The organism is Paenibacillus sacheonensis, from assembly GCF_009909195.1.
GTDB lineage: Bacteria > Bacillota > Bacilli > Paenibacillales > Paenibacillaceae > Paenibacillus_Z > Paenibacillus_Z sacheonensis.
In genome coordinates this window covers 35,473-54,120 of the sequence record NZ_JAAAMU010000015.1, presented here as the reverse complement: position 1 = coordinate 54,120, position 18,648 = coordinate 35,473, and the positions used below count along the sequence as shown (strand labels likewise).

The following is an 18,648-nucleotide window of genomic DNA, read 5'->3' as shown; positions in this document are numbered from 1 at the left end:
GAGGAACTATGGAGCACGAACAGATTCATAAGAAGATCGGCAAAAATCTGCAAAACATCCGCAAAGCGCGGATGCTCAGCCTCGATCAGGTCGCGGAGCTGACCGGCGTCAGCAAGGCCATGCTCGGTCAAATCGAGCGCGGCGATTCCAATCCGACCATCTCGATCATTTGGAAAATCGTCAACGGGCTGCATATTTCCTTCACGTCCCTGATCGAAGAGGACCGCAGCACCGTCACGCATATCCGTTTCGACGACCTCGAGCCCCTGCTCGCGGAGCAAGGCTACCGCTCTTTCCCTCAGATTCCGTTCGAACAGAAGAAGAAGTTCGAGATCTACTCCGTTCAGATGGAGCCGGGCAGCACGCATGCATCCGAAGCGCATCACGAGGGCGTCGAAGAATACATATTGATGGTGCGGGGGAAGCTGCGGCTGTCGATATTGAACGAGACGTACGATCTCGACGGCAAGGACGCGCTTCGGTTCACCGCGGATCAGCCCCATGTTTACGAGAACGTCACGGACGAAGCGTGCGCGTATTACACGCTGATTTACTACCCGGCCTGAGGCTGCTCCGACTCGCCTTCAATGATTGCAGCCAACGCAAAAAACCGCTCCGGCATCGGAGCGGTTTTTTGATGTTTCAAAGGGTAAGCCATCGCAATGCACATGATGGGAATCCGGCAAGCTGCTGCCAAACGGCATTAATTCATCTAGCCTGGCCTCTGGGAGCACCATTAAGCTGCCGAACGTGCGACTGAATGCCGACGGAAATCTAACGATTGCCAGCGTGGCTATTCCACGAAAAATGCCGCTTATGAAACGCTAACGATTGTGACAGATGCTATTGGGCGAAGATGGGCTGATTTGCACGGGGAAATCTTACAATAAGCCTTCTGGCAATCGTTAGCCGACTAAAAGGGGCATTTTGAGCCGAATAGCGATCCTCACAATCGTTAGCCAACCAATAGGAGCATTTTGAGCCACGTCAATCTTCCGGCTGCGCATGATCTGCGGAAGCGCGCGTTCCGCCTGCACCTGACGTGCCGGGTCCAGCAGCTGCTCCGCCGTCAAATCCATGCGATGGATCGGGCATCCCGCGCGAGCGAAGGCCTCGTACATCCGCCGGATCCGCCTGCATAGACAGGCAGGATGCCGAGCTGCGGGAAAGCTGTCACCAGGCTCAGCACATAGGTTTCCGTACCGCCGACGGCCAAGCTGTCCATCACCATCAGCAGCCGGATCCGATTACGCATCATGGCCTTGCTCCTTCTGCGACTTGCCGAAATAATTGCGCGAGCGCTGCTTCTGATGCTTGCGGTGGTAATACAGCACCTCCCGCAGATTGTCCACGTTCTTCGCTCCCGCATGGATGATTTTCGCGATGAATTCGTAATCCTCCGCGCCTTCGATGCGTCTCGTATGTCCGCCGATGCGATCGAACACCGTCCCTCGGAACATCGCCGTTCCGTGGCAGATGCAATGCCCGCCTGCCGCGTAGACCTTCCCGATCTGCTCGCCGTATTTGAGCCAATACACCGGCATCCGGCGCTCCGGATGCCCGTCTTCGAATACTTCGTAGTTCGTGCCGAGCAGCTCGAGGTGCGGATTGTTTTTCAGATAACGGACCTGTCTGGCAAGCCGCTCCGGATGGGACAGATCATCCGCGTCCTGGATGGCGATATACTCGCCTTTGGCCAAATACATGCCGGCGGTTATCGCGCCGGCGTAGCCCGCATTGCGCGGCAGCCGGATCGCGTAGATTCCCTTGCCTTCCCGCAATAACGGCTCGTTGCCGTTCAGCCAATTCATGACGAATTCGTACGACCCGTCCGTGGATGCATCGTCGACGAGAATGAGCTCCCAGCTCCCATAGGTCTGATCGAGCAGGCTGTTCAAGCACTCCGCCAGATAGGGAAGCTTGTTGTAGACGGTGATGACAACACTGACCAATCCCGGTACACGTTGAAACGACAATTGCCTCTCCTCCCTTGTCCTCTAGATGGTCAAAGCAGCCGGATATACGAAATGAAACGCAGCTCTTTCTCGTTCACGATAATCTTCATCGCTCGTCCATCCTCCTGTTCCATGTGAAGCTTCTCGTCTCCATCCCTACTAACGTATACAGGCAGGAGGTAGAACGATAGCGTCATTCCACCAGCGGAGATGAAATGTTCGGTTGCCATCGCAAGACAAAAAGGACACCTTCTCAGGTGTCCTTGGGAGATGAATAGCGGGTCATGCTTTCCTTAGGCGCGCATCGCGGGGAGTCGAATCCTTCTGCCTTCCCGGGAGGAATCCGCCGTCGCGAACAGCGCTGCCAGCGTGCGGAGATTGTCCGCGCCGGAGATCGCCGGCTCCCTTCGTTCGCGGATCGAAGCCGCGAACTCGGCCAATACCCCGTGAATGCTGTCCTTCCCGTTAACTGCGTCAGCCAGCTTCCGGACCTGCCGCTCCTCATCGGTCACGTACACGCCATAACCTTCGCCCATATCGGCGAGATGGACCGTTCCGCGCTGGAACTGGAAGCGCCAAACGCCCTCCCATGGGTCGGCTTTCCCCTTGGCCAGCAGGCTGCTGAGATAGAACACCGGCACGCCCGCCTCGGTATCGTACGCGGCCTGCACGTGCGGGTCGCCTTGATAGCCGCTGCCCGGATCGTTCCAGGTCCTGCCGTTAACGGCAACGATATCCGTATCCAATAGGAAGCGGATCATATCGACGTGATGAACCGACATTTCGAGCAGCGCGTAGTTGTCCATCGCCCGTTGGTACGGCTTCCCGTCATGGTTGCAGAAGAAGTGGGCTTGCGCGAACAACGGCATCCCGAGCGACGCGTCCGAGAGGGCTTGTTTCAAGGTAAGCACCGCCGTAACGTAGCGATAGTTTTGATTGATCATGATGTTGCGGCGTTGCTGCTCCGCCAACTCCACAAGCTCCCGCGCGTCGGCGAGCGACAGCGTGAACGGCTTCTCGATCAGGACGTGAAGGCCTTGCTGCAGCGCGTACTTGGCGATTTCGTGGTGCGCCGGCGAGATGACGACGAGCAGGAGCGCATCGGCGCCCGATTCCGTTACAGCGGCGCGGTAATCGGTATACAGCCGCTCCTCCGGAATGCCGAATTCGGCTCCTGCCGCCTGCAAGGCTTCCCGGTTCAGGTCGAGCAATCCCACGAGCTCGAAGTCCTCGGAACAACGGACGAAATGACGCGCCACGCCGCCTCCATGGCCGCCTAAGCCGGCTTGGAGCAGTTTCAGTTTCTCCTTCATGTTTCACGCTCCGTTTCTATGGCCGGATACGGAGGATCGAACCCGTCCGTCCCCGCATTCGTATTAGGGCCGTGCCGCGTCTTCCTGCGGCTTGTCCCGGTAACGGTACCCGATCGAACCCCCCGGAGGCAAAATGCCGTATATATAAACGGCCGCCATGTCCTCCGTCACGACGAGCGAATGTTCGTCGCCCTGTCTGGTCAGCACCATGTCGCCGGGACCGACTTCGTAAGAATCGCCCTCCGTCGTGCAGATGCCCCGCCCGCTGACGATAATCCAATACTCGTTGCAATCGTGATAATGCAGCGGCACTCGCTGGCCGACCTTCAGATCATTAATGCCATAATGATTGATCTCGCTCCAGTCCGGAAAACGCCCCTGATCCTTTACCCGGATAACCGGCATCGTCATTCACCTCGCCTATAGAATGGATGCATGCCCGCTTTCGAACGCCGAGGCCTGCAGCAGCAGCAGCACCCGCGATTCGATCGGCTGCATATCATCGAAGTGCAGTCCCTCGTTCATGAGCTCGGCGCCCGTTCGAACGAACTCCCCTCCGGTATCGGCGTCCCTCAAGGCATACAGCCGCTCCTCGGCAAGGCCTGCCAATCGGATCCAAGTGGAGGCTTCGCCGTGCTCGAGCCGGAAGACGAACAAGCAGGCCGCCTCTTCCCGCTCCGGCTTTACGTACGAATAAGCGTTCCATCCCGCGCCGTTGCCGCCGCGAACGGCTTGCGGCGTCAGACGATAGAACGTCCCGCCTCGAATGATATCGCGGACATGCGTTTTATAGAACGCGATTTGTTCCCGCATGGTGGCAAGGGCAGTCTCGCCATACCGCGGCAGCGGATGCGAGTATCCCGTCGCATGCAGCATCGCGACGCGCATATGGAACTTGAATTCAGCCTCGCTTAGCTCCGCGCTGCCGAAATCCATGCCCGGGAAACCGTCCCCGCACGTATTCGACCACGCCCAGTGCAGGCAGCGCCGCGGCGGCAGGACGATCGAAGCCGCCCAGAACACCTGCAGCTGATGCTCGGAATAGTCCGGATCGCTGAGGAAATTCACGTGCATGTGCCGCATGATGCCGAGATCGGTGCGTTGGCCGCCCGAGCTGCAGTTCTCCAGAACGACCTCGGGAAACCGCAGGCGAATTCGTTCCAGCACGCCGTAAAGCCCCTCGTAATGCGCGTAAAGACCATCATGCGCGCCGTGCCCGTGATCGTCGCAGTCGCAGCCTTCGCCGGGATCGAGATTGAAATCGATCTTGATCCAGTCGCAATCATACGACTCGATCATGCCGGCCAACGTATCGTATGCCCATCGCCGCGCTTCTTCTCCGCCCAAGCAGACATATCCGAGAAACGCTCCGTCGCGCTTCGCGACGAATTGCGGATTCGCGGCGCACAAGTCCGCCTTCGCGCCAAGCCCTTCGATCTCGCACCATAAACCGAACTTCATGCCCTTGCCGTGCACGTAGTCCGCCAGATAGCGGATTCCGTTCGGAAAGCGCTCCCTATTTACTTTATGCCAATCCCCGCGCACGTCGAACCAATGCTCGCTCCCGTCGTCGGAGCCGAACCAGCCGGCATCGAGCGTGCAGACCTCTACGCCGATCTCCGCTGCCCGATCGGCGTTGCGCAGGAAGACGTCCTCGTTAATCGACTTGTCCTCGTACGCCCACCAGTGATTCCATTCCACCGGCATCAAGTCCGATAAGGCATTTCGCGGCATGACGGCTTCGTACCAGGCATGGTACATGGCGCTGATTTCATTCAGCGAGCCCGTCCTTGAAGCCGCTCCGATGACTTTGGGCGTGGACCATGTCTCTCCGGAATCCAGCCGCTTCGCGACGGACGCCGATGCCATCCCGCCTCGTACCGTGAATCCGGCTCCGGAATCGGACGGCTCGATCTCCAATGTCCAATTGCCCGACCACGCGACGGCATAGGCGTACAGCGTCCCGCTCAGGCCATGCACCAGAAGCAGCGGATGCACGTCGGCCGACGACCGTCCTTTCCGGTTCTCGATGCGCAGCTTGCCGTTCAGTTCCACCGTTACGGGCGCGTACTCCCGGCCCCAGCCGCTTTCGTAGTAGACGGCCCGCACCGCGGAATCGCCGACGAACGCATCCAGACTGAACGCTTCTTGAACCTCGCAGCCCTCGGATTCAAGGCAGGTAAACGCCGTCCAATATTCCGTAACGCCGGCGGCCCCGCATTGAACGGCCGATTGCTCGCGTGTCAGCCCGTTCTTGACCCTCTTCACTTCGCTGCACCTCCGCTTATTTCAAAAAGCGCTCCCCCGAAGCAATCCTCGGCCAACACCCGCGGTGCTTCCGATTTCTGCTTTGGAGGCGCGCTTCCTGCCTATTCCGCCTTGTTATTTCGCAGCCAAATAAGCATCGATTTGCTTCTGCGTCTCGTCGATGACATCCTGCAAACCTGCAGCCTTCATCTTCTTCATGATTTCGTCCTTGACGGTGCCGATATCCGTAACCCCAAGGCCCAAGTTCTCGCCGTATTCGTTCATGACGGCTTGGATCTGGCTGATCTGGGATTTAATCTTGCTTTGGTCCAGCGTGAAGCCGACGAACGGACTGACTTCCGATTTGCCGTCCCATGCTTTCAGTTCCTCGATGTCCGACTTCGCGTAGTTGGTCGAGAAGCGGGCAAGGCGAAGGTCGTTCCACATCCATACGTTCGTGTTGTATTTGTCGGCATCGGCAATGCCGCTCGTGTCGACGGAGCCGTCGGTCAGCTTATAGTTCGTGCCCTCTACGCCGTATGACCACAGATCGAAGTTGGCTTGGTCCTTCTTGATCCAGTTCATTAATTCCACGGCTTCCTTCACGTGCTTGCTCGTGCTCGGAACAGCCAGCATATTGTCCCCGGCCGAGAAAATATAACGTTTCGCCGGTTCCAGGTATACCGTTTCGACTTTCGCTCCGGGAACGTTCTTCGTCAACGTGTCCACGCGCTCGGAGGCTCTGAAAATATTCGCGCCCAGGGCGGCAACCTTGCCGTTGTCGAACCCGGCTTCCGCGTCGTCAAGCTTGGAGGCGTCGGCGGAAATATAGCCTTTTGCGCGCCATTCTTTCTTCTTGTTCACGATATCGGCGAACGCTTGCGTATCCAAGAAGGATTTCACCTTGTGCGCCGGATCGGCGGGATCGACGTATACCGGATACATGCCTCCGTCGCCGATCGGGAAGTAGTAGTTGGCATAGATCGGGAATAACGCTTGCGTATTGGAGCCGACGAACGCATACATGCTCGGATCGTTTTTCAGGACGGCATCGAAATACGACTCCAGGCCGTCGAGCGTCGTGATTTTCGAAATGCCGTATTTCTCGCGCAGATCGCCGCGGATGTCGAACACGTTATTGAAGCCCGTCATCGGAATCGCTCTGGCGATCGCATACTGCTTGCCGTTGATGGCGCCGCCCTTAAGCACGTAATCCGGCGTATTCGCCAGCAGGTCGGGACCTTCGGATTTCAATTCGTCGTCGATCGGCTGGTAGACCCGCTTCGCGACGAGATCGGACAACGTGCTGCTGTGCGCCCAAGCCAGATCGTATTGCGTGCTGCCCGCAATGCTGAGCGCCAGCTTGTTCCAGTAATCGTCGATGTACTTGATGTCGACTTGGATGTTAAGCCCGTCCGCCTTCAGCTTGTCGTTGATCGCCTTGAGCACGTTCGGCGCCGCGGTCGACGCTTGTCCCGGAAATACGGCGGTAAGCTTCACGACATCCGCGCTCGGCTTGCCGCCATTCGAATCGGATGCCGCGGTGCCGCCGTTATTGCTTCCGTTCGATGCGTTATTGTCGTTGTTGGATCCGCAGCCCGAAAGCACGAGAGCTGCCACCGCGACGATGCTCATACCGAAAAACATTTTCCTGAACTTCTTCATTACCGTCTCTCCCCTTTGTCAACAGCCGGATGTGAATGGGTTTTTATACCGCTGTTGTTGAGTATAAAAACGTTCCCCTTGCATGAAGCGCGAGATGCTATCGCAAAAATCTAATTTGCATTAGATGAATGCCGGAATGAAAGTTACCCTTTGACGGCGCCGACCATGATGCCTTTGACGAAATAACGCTGAACGAACGGATATAGCAGGACAATGGGGCCGATCGTCACGAATAACGTCGCCACCTGGAACGTCGCCGCAGGCATGTCCGTGCCGCCCATGGCCCCGTTCTGGCGAACGAAGTCCATGATGGATTTAATGCGGTAAAGCATATATTGCAGCGGATAGAGGTGCGTGTTATCGATAAACCACAGCGCGCTCGACCAGTCGTTCCAATACATGAGGCCGATGAACAGCGCGACGGTCGCGATGATCGGCTTCGATAACGGGATGATGATTTTGACGAACGTCTTCATCACGCCGCAGCCGTCGATTTCCGCCGATTCGACCAGCGAGGCCGGAACCGTCGCAAAATAGTTGCGCATCAGGAACACGTTGAAAGGCGATACGAGCAGCGGCACGATAAGCGCCCAGACGGTGTTCTGCAAATGCAGGAACTGCGTGCAGACAAGATACCAGGGCAGCGTGCCGGCGTTAAAGATCATCGGCAGGTAGAAGAACATGGCGACGACGTTCCGATATCGCACGCGTTGGATGGACATCGCATACCCGGCCATGCCGCAGATGAACAGGGACAGCAGCGTGCCGACGACCGTGACCAGGATGGATACGCCGTAGCCGGTATAGATGAATTGGTTTTGAAACACCATGCGGTACGCCAGCGTCGAGAATTGTTCGGGAATCAGTTGATAGCCGTTGAAGAGAATGCTTTTTTCGCTGCTGAGCGAGACCATGAACGTCACGATAAATGGATATATGCAGCACACGGCGAATGCAAACAGGATCAGATGAATGAATAGCTGTGCAATCCGCTCGCTGGGAGAACGCTTATGCATCGAAACCCTTCCTTTCCGCTTCCGGCACGATTAGAACAGCGCGCTGTCCTTGTTATATCGCTTCACCAGCGCATTCGAACCGAATACCAGGATGAAGCCCACCACGGATTGATACAAGCCTACGGCAGCGGTCGGCCCGAAATCGGCGGCCTGTTTGATCGCGCGGAAAATGTACGTGTCGATGACGTCCGTATGCGCGAACAGCAATCCGTTATCGCCGACGATCGAGTAGATGGTGTCGAAGTCGCCGCGCAGCATGCCGCCGATGCTAAGAAGCGTCATGATGATGATGACCGGCGTGAGCATCGGCAAGGTAATCGTCCGGATCTGCTGCCAGCGCGTGGCGCCGTCGAGCGAGGCCGCTTCGTACAAATGATCGTCGATGCCGGCGATGCTGGCCAGGTAGATGATGGACGAATAGCCGGCCGTCTTCCAGATGTGGGTGCCGATAATGATCCAGCCCCACGGTCCCGATACCTGAGACCAGACGATCGGCTCATGCCCGAACAAATGAATGATCTGGTTCGCAATGCCGTTCTGGTCGGAGAACACGATGTCCGTGACGAGCTTGCCGACGACGACGGCCGAGAAGAAATAGGGCAGGAACATCATGTTTTGATAAAATTTCGTCGCCAGCTTCGACCGGATTTCGTTCAAGAGAATGGCGAAGAGCACGCTGACGAAGGTCGTCCAGACGAGATAGTTCAAATTGATGAAGATCGTGTTGAAGGTCGTCCGGTACGCATAGGAGCTCGTGAAGAAAAACTTGAAGTTATCCCAGCCGACGAACGGGCTTTTGAACTTATCGACGAAATTGAAATCCTGGAACGCCACGATCATGCCCGGCATAGGCAAATAGGAAAACACGAACATGATCAACGCGGCAGGCACCATCATGAGGTAGTACGGATAATTCCGTTTCATCTCGACCATGAACGCGTTCCGTTTCTTGCCGGCCGCGGGACGGACGGACGTCTCGATGCTTTTCATGCTAACACTCCCCTTCCTGATCGCGATTAGCTGGTCCGGCTAACCCGCAGCTCGTGTTTCCCTGCATTCGCGATGGCCACGACGATCGATCCGTCACGCGCCTCTGCCGTGACCGGTTCGCCGTCGAGCGTGACGAAGCAGGTGCCGTCCGCCGGCTGCAGCACGTCCAAGGTAACCGACCAGCCCGGCTGTTCCAGCTCGAAGCGGCACACATCCTCGCCCTCGGAACGGACGACCTCGATATCCAGCGTATTCGCGCATTCGCCCAGGCCGAGCTGAATCCGCTTCGCCGACATGTCGTTCCAGCCGTCCGGGAAACGCGGCCGCAGCGTTAATTCCTTCCGATAGGCGGCTGGCTTGATGCCGAACATGAACGTCATCAGCGGCCAAGTCATGCCGTAGTTCGTCCAGGCCTGCACGAAGCAGCCGTAATCCGGCGACATTTCCGAGATCGATCCGGGAAGGCGCTTGTTGAACGTGGAGGCGATGAGACGGATCATCCGCAGCGATTCGTTCATCCGGTCGTACCGGGCTTCGGCGACCGCCTGCACGCCCGTCGAGATCGTCATCATCTGATCGCGGTACATGCCCGACAGATACGTGCCCCAGGGACCCGTGAATTCCTCGGTTGCCATGCGCTCCAACGCTCTGACTGCCTGCTTCCGCGGAGAGAGACCGGTCTCCATCGGCGTGTTGATGACCCAATTCTTGAACAGCCAGGGCCGTTCGCATGCCGGATCGAGTCCGGCCAGCTCGGCCTTGATCGCCTCGAGATCGCCGACGGCGTCCAGCGCGCCGAAAGCTTGCGCCCGCTCGATATAAATGTCGATCCGGCTCTCGATCTTGCCTGCCGGCGCCATCGCGTCGGCATACAGCCCTTCCTTGTCGATCCACAATTCGCGGTTGATCTTCTCCCCGAGGCGTGCCGCGAGCTGCTCGTACCGCGCCCGCACTTCTTCTTCGCCGAACAGTTCGGCCATTTGGGCGCCCGCGAGCAGCGCGGACCACGTGTAGGCCGCAGAGTCGATCAGTTCGACGTTCAGGCCCTCGATCTCGATTATCCCGTAGCCTTCGGGCAGCAGGTCGCCGTCCGGATCCATGTCCTCGAGCAGCCAGGACAACCCTTTCTTCACCGCCGGATAGACGCTTCGCAGAAACGAGATGTCTCCCGTCCATCGGAACACTTCCCATGCGCATTGGATAAAATGGGCCGTTTCCTGCGTGTTGCCCGGATTGGCGACGAGTCCGCTCGTCGACAGCTCGTGGATGATCCGTCCGTTGCCGTTCGCTTCCTCCGACGCCTTCAAGACGAGCGACAGCGTCTCCTGCGCCATCGCAAGTCCGCCGACGGGCAGCAGACCGAGCAGCGTATAGCTGTTGTCGCAGCCGAACCACCACGGATATTCCGGATGACCGGCGCCCATGCCGCGGCCGATGCCCGGCACTTCCCGGACGAACCAGTCGTTATGGAACTTCACCCAATCGAACACCTTCTGCACGTGCTTGTCGGGTATGCTCACGACGGTCCGATCGGCGATCGCCTCGTACCTGTCGCGCTTGACCTCCCAGAGCTGCGCGCGGTGATCGCGGAGCTTCGCGAAGGTTTGCAGCGCCTCTTGCTCGGAGCGGTTCGATCCCGCCATATAAAAATGGATCGCCTCGGAGCCGACTGCCGGAATCGATACGTTCTCGTAAACCAGCGATCCGCCGATGCCCCTGCCAGACGTCCAATGCGGACCGAACATTTCTCTTCCGACAGCGCCTCCCGAGCTCTGTCGATCAGCGCCGACGACCACATGCCACGGATTGCGTTCGTCCTTCGCAAGGAAGAGTCCGCATGCCTTGTCTATGCGCCCTTCGTCCATGCCGTCCTCGATGCCGTTGCCTTCGGAGAACCACACGGGACTGAGGTCGGTACGCACCAGCATCTTGAGGTCCAAGCTGCGGCCGCGGCCGCTCAAATCGCGGAGAATATAGGTCACGATGATGCCCTCTTCATCGTCCGGGCAGAATTGACGTCGCACGACCTCGAGCTCAAGCGGCTCGAGCCGGTACCGATGCTCGTTGTAGAACGGATAATTGTGGAACGAGTCGGATTCCGTGAGCCACATGGCGGTTGAACCGTCCGAAGCGGCTCCGCCTTCGCGATCGGCGATATGCAGCCAGAAGCCGTCGAGAAGCTTGATCGGGTGCAGCCACAGTCCGCCCATCTCGAGCTTCACGTGATGCCCGAAATCGGGAAAGCCCCCGTTCTGGCTTCCGACCAAATAAGTTCGGTTGCCGGCGCAAATATAGAGGTCCTGCCAAGATAAGCCCTTCGTGTCCCGTCTTTCATGATAAGGGCCCAGTATCGGTCCAAGCTGAAGTTCGAACGGATTGTCAGGCATGATTTGAAGCATATCCTTTGCCTCCTCCAAGATGTCGCGTAATCCCGAAACGTTTCGGATCATGATCAAAAAAATAATGCGAAGCCTATATTGAATAAAATGCTTACATCTGTTCTATTAAGCGCTTTCAACGACCGGAAACGTTTTGGTAAATGCGCGTAAAAAAGCGCCGTGCCGCTAGCTCTTGCTGTCTCTTCTCAGGGGCGCCGTGCTTTCGCGAACCATCAACTCATTATTCAGCACGATCTTATGGTTTACATGCCTGTCTTCAAGCAAGTCGATCAGCAGCTGAGCCGCCTGATACCCCATCTCGTACCTGTCTTGGCGGATCGTCGTTAACTTGGGCGATGAATACGAGGCGATCGCAATGTCGTCGTAGCCCACGATCGATAACGCGTCCGGCACTTTCCGCCCGCTCCGCTCCACGGCCCGCAGCGCTCCGAGCACCATCAAGTCGCTTGCCGAGAAGACTGCCGTCACTTCCGGATAATGCAGCATGATCCGGTACATCGCGTCCGAACCGCCCTCTTCGGAGAAGTCCCCGTTAAACACGAGCTCCGGAACGAACGGTATTCCGTGCGCCTCGAGCGTCTTGCGGTAACCGGCCAGCCGGTCCTTGCTGACGGCGGCGTCATTATGGCCGTTGATCATCGCGATATGGCGGTGGCCTTGCTCGATCAGATGCGTGACGGCTTTCGCGGCTCCGGCGACGTTATCGGTCGTTACGTGGCCTACGTTGCTTCCTTCGGCCGGAATGTCGATCAGCACGCAAGGGAAGCTCGTATCGTTCGTGACTTCCTGCAAATAAGGATCATTCACTCGCAAGCCCGATATGATCGCGCCGTCCACGTTGCGTTCCTTGCATAAATCGCCGTAAGACTTGGAAATCTGCTTCTTCGGGTTGGTGCTGAACAGCATGATCTCGTAATTCAACTCCGACGCCCGGTCGTTAATGCCGCACAAAATTTCGAATGCCAGCGCATCCTTGGCTCCGGCGCGATTGATTTCCGATAAAATGACGCCGATGGAGCGCGATTTCTTCGTAACCAAGCTGCGGGCAAGGACGTTAGGCCGATAGTTCAGCTCCTTGGCTGCTTGTATGATTTTCCGGCGAGTCTCTTCATTGACGTCATAGTAGCCGTTCAACGCTCTGGAGACGGTGGTGACGGAGACGCCGGCATAGTGGGCCAAATCCTTAATGGTAGTCAACCGCGTGCTCCTTTCGATCCGAAACGTTTTCGGTTCCATGGGTCTCATTATATTCCAACTATGAAAGCGCATGCAACACTTTTTTTTCGAACGAGCCGGCATGCGAATCGTATCGCTGACGATAAAACGCGGAACAGCCCTAGGGCCGTTCCGTCGCCGGTTCCATCTTCATAAATAGGTGCATATCGCGGTTTAATCCGGTTACAGCACCCGTAAGTCCGGCCTCTATGGCCTCATCGTTACGAATTCTTCATGAAATTTTGCGATTCGAGATAATTCAGCACGGTCTGCGAGAATTCGAGATGGGATTCCTTCGTGTATTTGGCCCGGGTATAGATTTGAGCGAGGTTTTGCAAGCCTAACCGTTCCGTCATTTCCTTCAGCTCGGGGATGTCCATGTAGCGTTTCCAGCCCTTTTCGTTACGCTCGCTATAGAGATCTAAGATGTCTTCATCCGAGTAGTCACGATACTGCTCCTCGTGTACGAGCGCTCGCTTCGGCAGCCGGTCGCGAAGGGGAGGATTCTCTGCGGGGTACCCCAACGAATAGCCGACCACGGGCACGACGTTCGGCGGCAGGTTCAACAGCTTGCCGATTTGATCGCAGTTGGCAAGCGTCGAGCCCATGTAGCAGATGCCCAGTCCGGCATTCTCCGCGGCGAGCGCGCAGTTCTGCGAGGCCAGCGTGGCGTCGATGGCGCCGATCATGAAGCTCATGAAATTATCGAAATGAACGGGCGCATCATGGAGCGCCAGCCATTTGCGCATGCGGTTGAAATCCGCGCAGAACGTCAACAGCACGGGGGCATCCACGACCATGGACTGCTCCATGTGGGCCGCGTACAGCTTGTTCTTCAATTCTTGGTCTCTCGTCACGATAATCGAATAGGACTGCATGTTCCCGCTTGAGGAAGCACGGATGCCGGCTTCCAGGATTTGACCCAGCAGGTCTTGACCGACTTCCCGATCCTCGTATTCTCTTATGGATCTGTGGCCGTTGATAACATCGTTGAATTCCATAGAAAATAACTCCTTTTCGTCACTTAAGCGTGATCGGCTCGATAGTTAAAATGCCTTCCTAATTGTAGCCGACCGGGAGGGGCATTTGTATCCCTGCGCGTTGGTAGATCATTCCTCGCGAGGCGGCGGATCCGCGGTCGCAATCCGTATCAGGATTCGAAATATTTGCTGTATCGCGGGCGATTCGAATTCGCTGCACTTAGCATTAACAGCGCATTCAATCGGAAAAGGAGACATCCTCTATGTACAACGCGGCTATCGTGGACGACGAGCTGCAGACGGTCCTAATTCGGGCTGTCGCCGATCGCCTAACGCTTATCACAGTGCCTATTCCTCCGAAAAGAGGGCTGCAAAAAAGCTAACGCTTCTGACAGACGTTATTAGACGAACAGGAGTTTATTTATACGGGAAAATGTAGCAATAAGCCTCCTGGCAACCATTAGCGATATAAAATGGGCATTTTGAGCCGAATAGCGATCCGTACAATCGTTAGCGTTTAGGACACTTAGGTTTAGGTTCATTTTCGCCCAAGGATGACGATAATCGCTTGCATTTCCAATCGGCAACCAGACGATATTCATTTCTCGACATTCCGAAAGACCCCAACGCCTGGAGCGTTGGGGTCTTTTGTTACGTTGCTGCGTTGTCATTCTGCGTTTGCCATTTTGCATTTACCATTTTGAGTTTGCCATTCTGCATATGCGCTTCTGCATTGCATGTTTGCGATGGATTCTATTCATCAAGCTCAGGTGCATGGACAATCCGATAATCTACCGAGCGGGCGCACCTGCCAGCGATCCGGCAACGACCGCGCCGCCGAACAATACCGCCTCGCGCTTCGCTCTCCGCGCTACCGCTTCCGAGGAGCAGCTCGCCTGCACGAGGACGGCGTCGGCCTTATCGCCAACCGCGGGCCATACGCGCTTGCCATTGGCATCCAGCGGCAGCACGCCCCCCGTGATGAATCCCAGCGCCTCCGCCAGCGAGCGTTCGTCGGCATACCGGTACAGCTCGGCGAGCCGGCCGGCTTTCTCCAGGCAATCGCCGATGCCGAACGGGGACCAATGATCGGTAATGCTGTCGTTGCCCAGCTCGACGTTGACCCCTTTCTCCCGCAGCATGGGAATCGGCATGATCATCGTTCCGATCGGAACCGTCGAGGCGACGGATATGCCTAATCCCGCAAACCGTTCGGCTAATTCCGCGGCGGCGGCTTCGACAGCGCCCGCGAAGCCGAACGCGTGGCTGACGGTCACCCGGTTCTGCCAACCGGCTTGTTCCGTCAGATCCGCAAGCCGGTGCATCGTCGCCAGGCCAAGCTCGCCGCGGTCGTGAATATGGATGTCGACGCCCGCGTTCGCTTGAACGGCGATGTCCATGATCGTCTGCAGCGACTTCTCGATATTCTCGTCCACGCTTGCCGGATCGACCCCGCCGACATGGGTGGCGCCATGGCTCATGGCGTCCCGAACAAGTCCGATCGCATCCGAGCGGAGCAGTCCGTGCTGCGGGAAAGCGACGACCTCGTGGGTCAGCTTGCCCGAGAACGTCTCGAGCGCCCGCATGGCGGCCTCCAAGTTATGCAAGCCGACGACCGGGTCGATATTGCAGTGGGTCCGGACATGGGTCGAGCCGTATCCGACCAGCATGCCGAGCATGTTTTCGGCGCGCTCCCGCGCCGTCGGCAGCAGCTGCGGCAGCAGCTCGCGTTCCTCCGCGAACCGCTCGAAAATGCTGGCGATCGGACGAACCGCCCGCCACGGCCCGCCGTAGTAGGTTTTATCGATATGAATGTGCATTTCCTTGAAAGCCGGCAGCATGAGAAGCCCCGCCGCGTCATACTGCGGAAGGCCGTCGTTCGGCCGGCTGCCGGAATCCGAGATCGCCGCGATTTTGCCGTCCTCCACGCGGATATGACAGATCTCCGCATGGGTTTCGACGATCCTGCCCTGCTCATAGCCGTAGCCGCTTTCCAAACGAACGTTGATCAGCCAATACGCCGAATGGTTCATGCCCTCACCCTCTCTCGAGCGATCCGGATACGATCGTTCCTTTGTACATGATCGCGGGACGGTTCGCTCTTCTGGCAACCGCCTCCGCCGAGCAGCTCGCTTCCGCGAATACGATGCTCGCCTCGTCCCCCGGCTCCGGCCATGCTTGCCGCCCGTTCGGATCGAGCGGCGTTCGGTCTCCCGTAATGAAGCGGAGCGTATCGGCCAGCGCCTGCTCCGTGCTTCTCCCGAACCGTTCCGCCAAGCGGCCCGCCCGTTCGAGGATATCGCCGTTGCCGAACGGCGACCACGAATCGAAAATGTTGTCGCAGCCGACCGCGACCGGCACGCCCTTCGCATGAAGGAAGGGAACCGGAGGGATCGCGCGTCCCATCGGCACGCTCGTGATGATCGCGATGCCGCGACTTGCCAGCAGCTGCGCCATGTCGTCCGCCTCGAGACCCTCCATGTCGCCAAGAGCAAATGCATGGCTAATCGATACGCGTCCCTGCCAGCCCGCTTCCTCCGTTAATTGCGCGAGCCGCTTGATCGTCGCTAGTCCCACGCTGGCGCCGTCATGCAGATGCAAATCGACATCCGCGTTCGCTTCCACGGCCAGCTCCATCATCTGCTGCAGCGATCGTTCCATGTCGCCGTCCACGGTTGCCGGATCTACGCCGCCGATCAAGCCGCAGCCCCGCTTCAGCGCTTCCCTGATAAGTCCGGCGGATTGCGATCGCAGCAGTCCGTGCTGCGGAAAGGCGACGATCTCGACAGCCATCTTGCCCTCGAAAGAGGCAATGGCTTCCTGCACGGCCTCCAAGTGTCGAAGTCCGACCTCGGGGTAGATGTCGACATGCGTGCGAACCTGCGTTGAACCGGCCTGGAGCAGGATGCCGAGTAGCGCTTCGGCACGCTCCTTCATCGTGGTGGCCAGCTTGGGCAGCGCGTTCTTCTCGATCTCGAAACGCTCGAATATCGTAGATGCCGGACGAACCGGCCGCCAGCGGTCGCCGAGCAGCGTCTTGTCCAAATGGACATGCTTCTCCACGAACGACGGCAGCGCGAGCAAGCCCCGCGCATCAAGAGTCGGCAGCGCTCCGGATGCTATCGTTTCGCCGAGGTTTGCCTCATGCGTCGACTCGCTTGCGGGAGCGATTGCTGCAATCGCGCCGTTCTCGATCCGCAGATGATACAGTCCCGTTGTCGTCCCCGTGACGGAACCGTTTTCCGTCGAATGCCCGTTTTCCAAACGAACGTTCCTCAACCAATACGCTTCCTGCATCGTCCGTCGCCTTTCCGTATGCGTTCATTCTGTCGGGTAGTTTCCGACGTTCCGTACACCTATGCTATCATGAGTAAAACCAAACGAAAAATATATAAATCATTCGTTTTACGAAGGTTTTTCATATAGGAAGAGGTGGCATTACGCCCATGGACATTAGACAGCTTCGCTATTTTATCGCGATCGTGGAGGAACGGAGCATCTCGGCTGCCGCGAGAAGACTCTTTCTCTCCCAACCGCCGATCAGCCAGCTTTTGAAAGCGATGGAAACGGAACTCGGAGCCAAACTAGTGGAACGGTCGGGAAAATATATCGAGGTCACGGAAGCTGGAAAAGCCTTGTATAAGTATGCGCTGCAAATGGATCAATTGATGGAAGAAGCCAAAATGGAAGTGAAGGAGGTCGGTAACGGGGTAAACGGGAGGCTGACGGTGGGCGTAAATACGTTCTCGGTTGCCGAGCTGCCCGAGATTCTGCTGAAATTTCAGCAGCACTATCCGAAGGTCACGTATAAAATTCAACAGAACGAGTCCGCTCATCTATGCCGGTTAGTCAGAGACCGGGAGGTCGAGCTGGCCTTCATTCGTTTGCCGCTCGGGCTGGATGATTTTTCGGTGCTTCACCTTTACAGCGAACCGTTCTACTTGATTACTTCCAAGAACCGGCAGCCGTACGGGAATGAAGTATCGCTTGCGGACATTGAGCACCAGCCTCTCCTGCTGCCGAGCACGCAGGGGTTAGGCGTGCATTATTTGATTTCGGAGGCATTTTCCCGCTTCCACCTGTCCCCTCGCATCGTTGGCGAATGTTCCGATATCGTGCTGCTCATGGATCTGGTGTCCTCCGGCTTCTGCGCGTCGATCGTTCCGGAAACGCTGCTGCGACGCCACAAAGGGCATGCGATACGCGCACGCCGAATTTCCGGTTCCGGCTCGACGGAAATGACTTCCCCGGTGGGGTTAATATGGCTGAAAAATCACCGCTTGTCCAAAACCGCGCAGCACTTTATCGACTTCTTGCAAGAAGCGATGGAGGGAGCCGCTCATCCGGATTAGCGGTTCCGCTCCCGACCTGACAACTCGATCAGCGTTTGCAAGCATTCTGCCACCGTTCGGTTGGCGGTGTCGATGACGATGCGATCCCGGTCCCAGGCATCGTAGTGTCGATTGACGACCTGTTCCCATGTCGGCAGTACCAAGCGGGGAATATCGACTTCACGCGTTTCGATGCGATGCCTGTGTTCATCGTTGTCCGAGCATATCACTTCGATTTCCACGAACGGCATCTCGAGCGACTCTGCCACGCCGCGCCAAGCTTGACGCGTTGCAAGGATGGGATTGACCGTATCTGCAATGACGTCCAGACCGAGCCGGAGCTGCTGCGAAGCCAACGCGTAACACACCATGTAACCCTCGGGTCCGTCAATTCCCATGCCGGCATCCCGCATCGCCTGTTCCACGATATCGACACGGAGATACGCGGCCTTTAACATTTTCGCCAATGCCGACGACAACGTGCTCTTCCCCGTGCCCGGCAGCCCGCCAAAAATATAGAGCATTCAACTCGCCTCC

17 protein-coding genes are annotated in these 18,648 nt (G+C 57.4%); 2 read left to right on the top strand and 15 right to left on the bottom strand.

Annotation, left to right across the window (positions count from 1 at the left end; genetic code table 11):
* Nucleotides 1-8 precede the first annotated feature (8 nt).
* Complete coding sequence (locus GT003_RS23460) at nt 9-566, top strand: helix-turn-helix domain-containing protein (protein ID WP_161702469.1); 558 nt, start codon at nt 9-11, stop codon at nt 564-566.
* A gap of 339 nt (nt 567-905) precedes the next feature.
* On the opposite strand, the gene GT003_RS32300 is transcribed toward GT003_RS23460, so the two are convergent.
* The 14 genes from GT003_RS32300 to GT003_RS23395 all read right to left on the bottom strand — a co-directional run bounded on the left by GT003_RS32300 (nt 906) and on the right by GT003_RS23395 (nt 17,077).
* Nucleotides 906-1,079: a hypothetical protein gene (locus GT003_RS32300; protein ID WP_204798946.1), complete on the bottom strand. Its 174-nt coding sequence runs from the start codon at nt 1,077-1,079 to the stop codon at nt 906-908.
* On the bottom strand, nt 1,070-1,258 hold the full coding sequence (locus tag GT003_RS23455) for a hypothetical protein (RefSeq protein ID WP_204798947.1): 189 nt from the start codon (nt 1,256-1,258) through the stop codon (nt 1,070-1,072). Before GT003_RS23455 ends, GT003_RS32300 begins: the two co-directional genes overlap by 10 nt.
* A complete protein-coding gene (locus GT003_RS23450; protein WP_161702467.1) occupies nt 1,248-1,976 on the bottom strand; it encodes a glycosyltransferase family 2 protein in 729 nt (242 codons plus the stop codon). The genes GT003_RS23455 and GT003_RS23450 overlap by 11 nt, the downstream gene beginning before the upstream one ends.
* 272 nt (nt 1,977-2,248) lie before the next feature.
* Nucleotides 2,249-3,268: a Gfo/Idh/MocA family protein gene (locus tag GT003_RS23445; RefSeq protein ID WP_161702465.1), complete on the bottom strand. Its 1,020-nt coding sequence runs from the start codon at nt 3,266-3,268 to the stop codon at nt 2,249-2,251.
* A gap of 63 nt (nt 3,269-3,331) precedes the next feature.
* Nucleotides 3,332-3,679: a cupin domain-containing protein gene (locus GT003_RS23440; RefSeq protein ID WP_161702462.1), complete on the bottom strand. Its 348-nt coding sequence runs from the start codon at nt 3,677-3,679 to the stop codon at nt 3,332-3,334.
* Nucleotides 3,680-3,688: 9 nt separating this feature from the next.
* Complete coding sequence (locus tag GT003_RS23435; protein ID WP_161702460.1) at nt 3,689-5,536, bottom strand: alpha-galactosidase; 1,848 nt, start codon at nt 5,534-5,536, stop codon at nt 3,689-3,691.
* 114 nt (nt 5,537-5,650) lie between these two features.
* Entirely contained in the window at nt 5,651-7,180 is a 1,530-nt protein-coding gene (locus tag GT003_RS23430) for an ABC transporter substrate-binding protein (RefSeq protein WP_161702458.1), read from the bottom strand.
* Between the two features lie 143 nt (nt 7,181-7,323).
* On the bottom strand, nt 7,324-8,196 hold the full coding sequence (locus GT003_RS23425) for a carbohydrate ABC transporter permease (protein ID WP_161702456.1): 873 nt from the start codon (nt 8,194-8,196) through the stop codon (nt 7,324-7,326).
* Nucleotides 8,197-8,226: 30 nt separating this feature from the next.
* A complete protein-coding gene (locus tag GT003_RS23420; protein WP_161702454.1) occupies nt 8,227-9,186 on the bottom strand; it encodes an ABC transporter permease in 960 nt (319 codons plus the stop codon).
* A gap of 26 nt (nt 9,187-9,212) precedes the next feature.
* Nucleotides 9,213-11,585, bottom strand: a complete 2,373-nt coding sequence (locus tag GT003_RS23415; RefSeq protein ID WP_161702452.1) for an alpha-L-rhamnosidase-related protein — start codon at nt 11,583-11,585, stop codon at nt 9,213-9,215.
* Between the two features lie 165 nt (nt 11,586-11,750).
* Nucleotides 11,751-12,782 (bottom strand): LacI family DNA-binding transcriptional regulator, encoded by a 1,032-nt coding sequence (locus tag GT003_RS23410; RefSeq protein ID WP_161702450.1) that lies wholly within the window; start codon nt 12,780-12,782, stop codon nt 11,751-11,753.
* Between the two features lie 239 nt (nt 12,783-13,021).
* The gene (locus tag GT003_RS23405) at nt 13,022-13,801 is read right to left on the bottom strand and encodes a nitroreductase family protein (protein WP_161702448.1); all 780 of its coding nucleotides are present in this window, start codon (nt 13,799-13,801) and stop codon (nt 13,022-13,024) included.
* A 770-nt stretch (nt 13,802-14,571) separates the two neighbouring features.
* A complete protein-coding gene (locus tag GT003_RS23400) occupies nt 14,572-15,813 on the bottom strand; it encodes an amidohydrolase family protein (protein WP_161702446.1) in 1,242 nt (413 codons plus the stop codon).
* Between the two features lie 4 nt (nt 15,814-15,817).
* Nucleotides 15,818-17,077: an amidohydrolase gene (locus GT003_RS23395; protein WP_161702444.1), complete on the bottom strand. Its 1,260-nt coding sequence runs from the start codon at nt 17,075-17,077 to the stop codon at nt 15,818-15,820.
* A gap of 149 nt (nt 17,078-17,226) precedes the next feature.
* Here GT003_RS23395 and GT003_RS23390 point away from each other — a divergent pair, with 149 nt between their 5' ends.
* Complete coding sequence (locus GT003_RS23390) at nt 17,227-18,132, top strand: LysR family transcriptional regulator (RefSeq protein WP_161702442.1); 906 nt, start codon at nt 17,227-17,229, stop codon at nt 18,130-18,132.
* Here GT003_RS23390 and GT003_RS23385 read toward each other — a convergent pair.
* Nucleotides 18,129-18,635, bottom strand: a complete 507-nt coding sequence (locus tag GT003_RS23385; RefSeq protein ID WP_161702440.1) for a P-loop nucleotide/nucleoside kinase family protein — start codon at nt 18,633-18,635, stop codon at nt 18,129-18,131. The two genes, GT003_RS23390 and GT003_RS23385, sit on opposite strands and share 4 nt — an antisense overlap.
* Between the last annotated feature and the right edge of the window lie 13 nt (nt 18,636-18,648).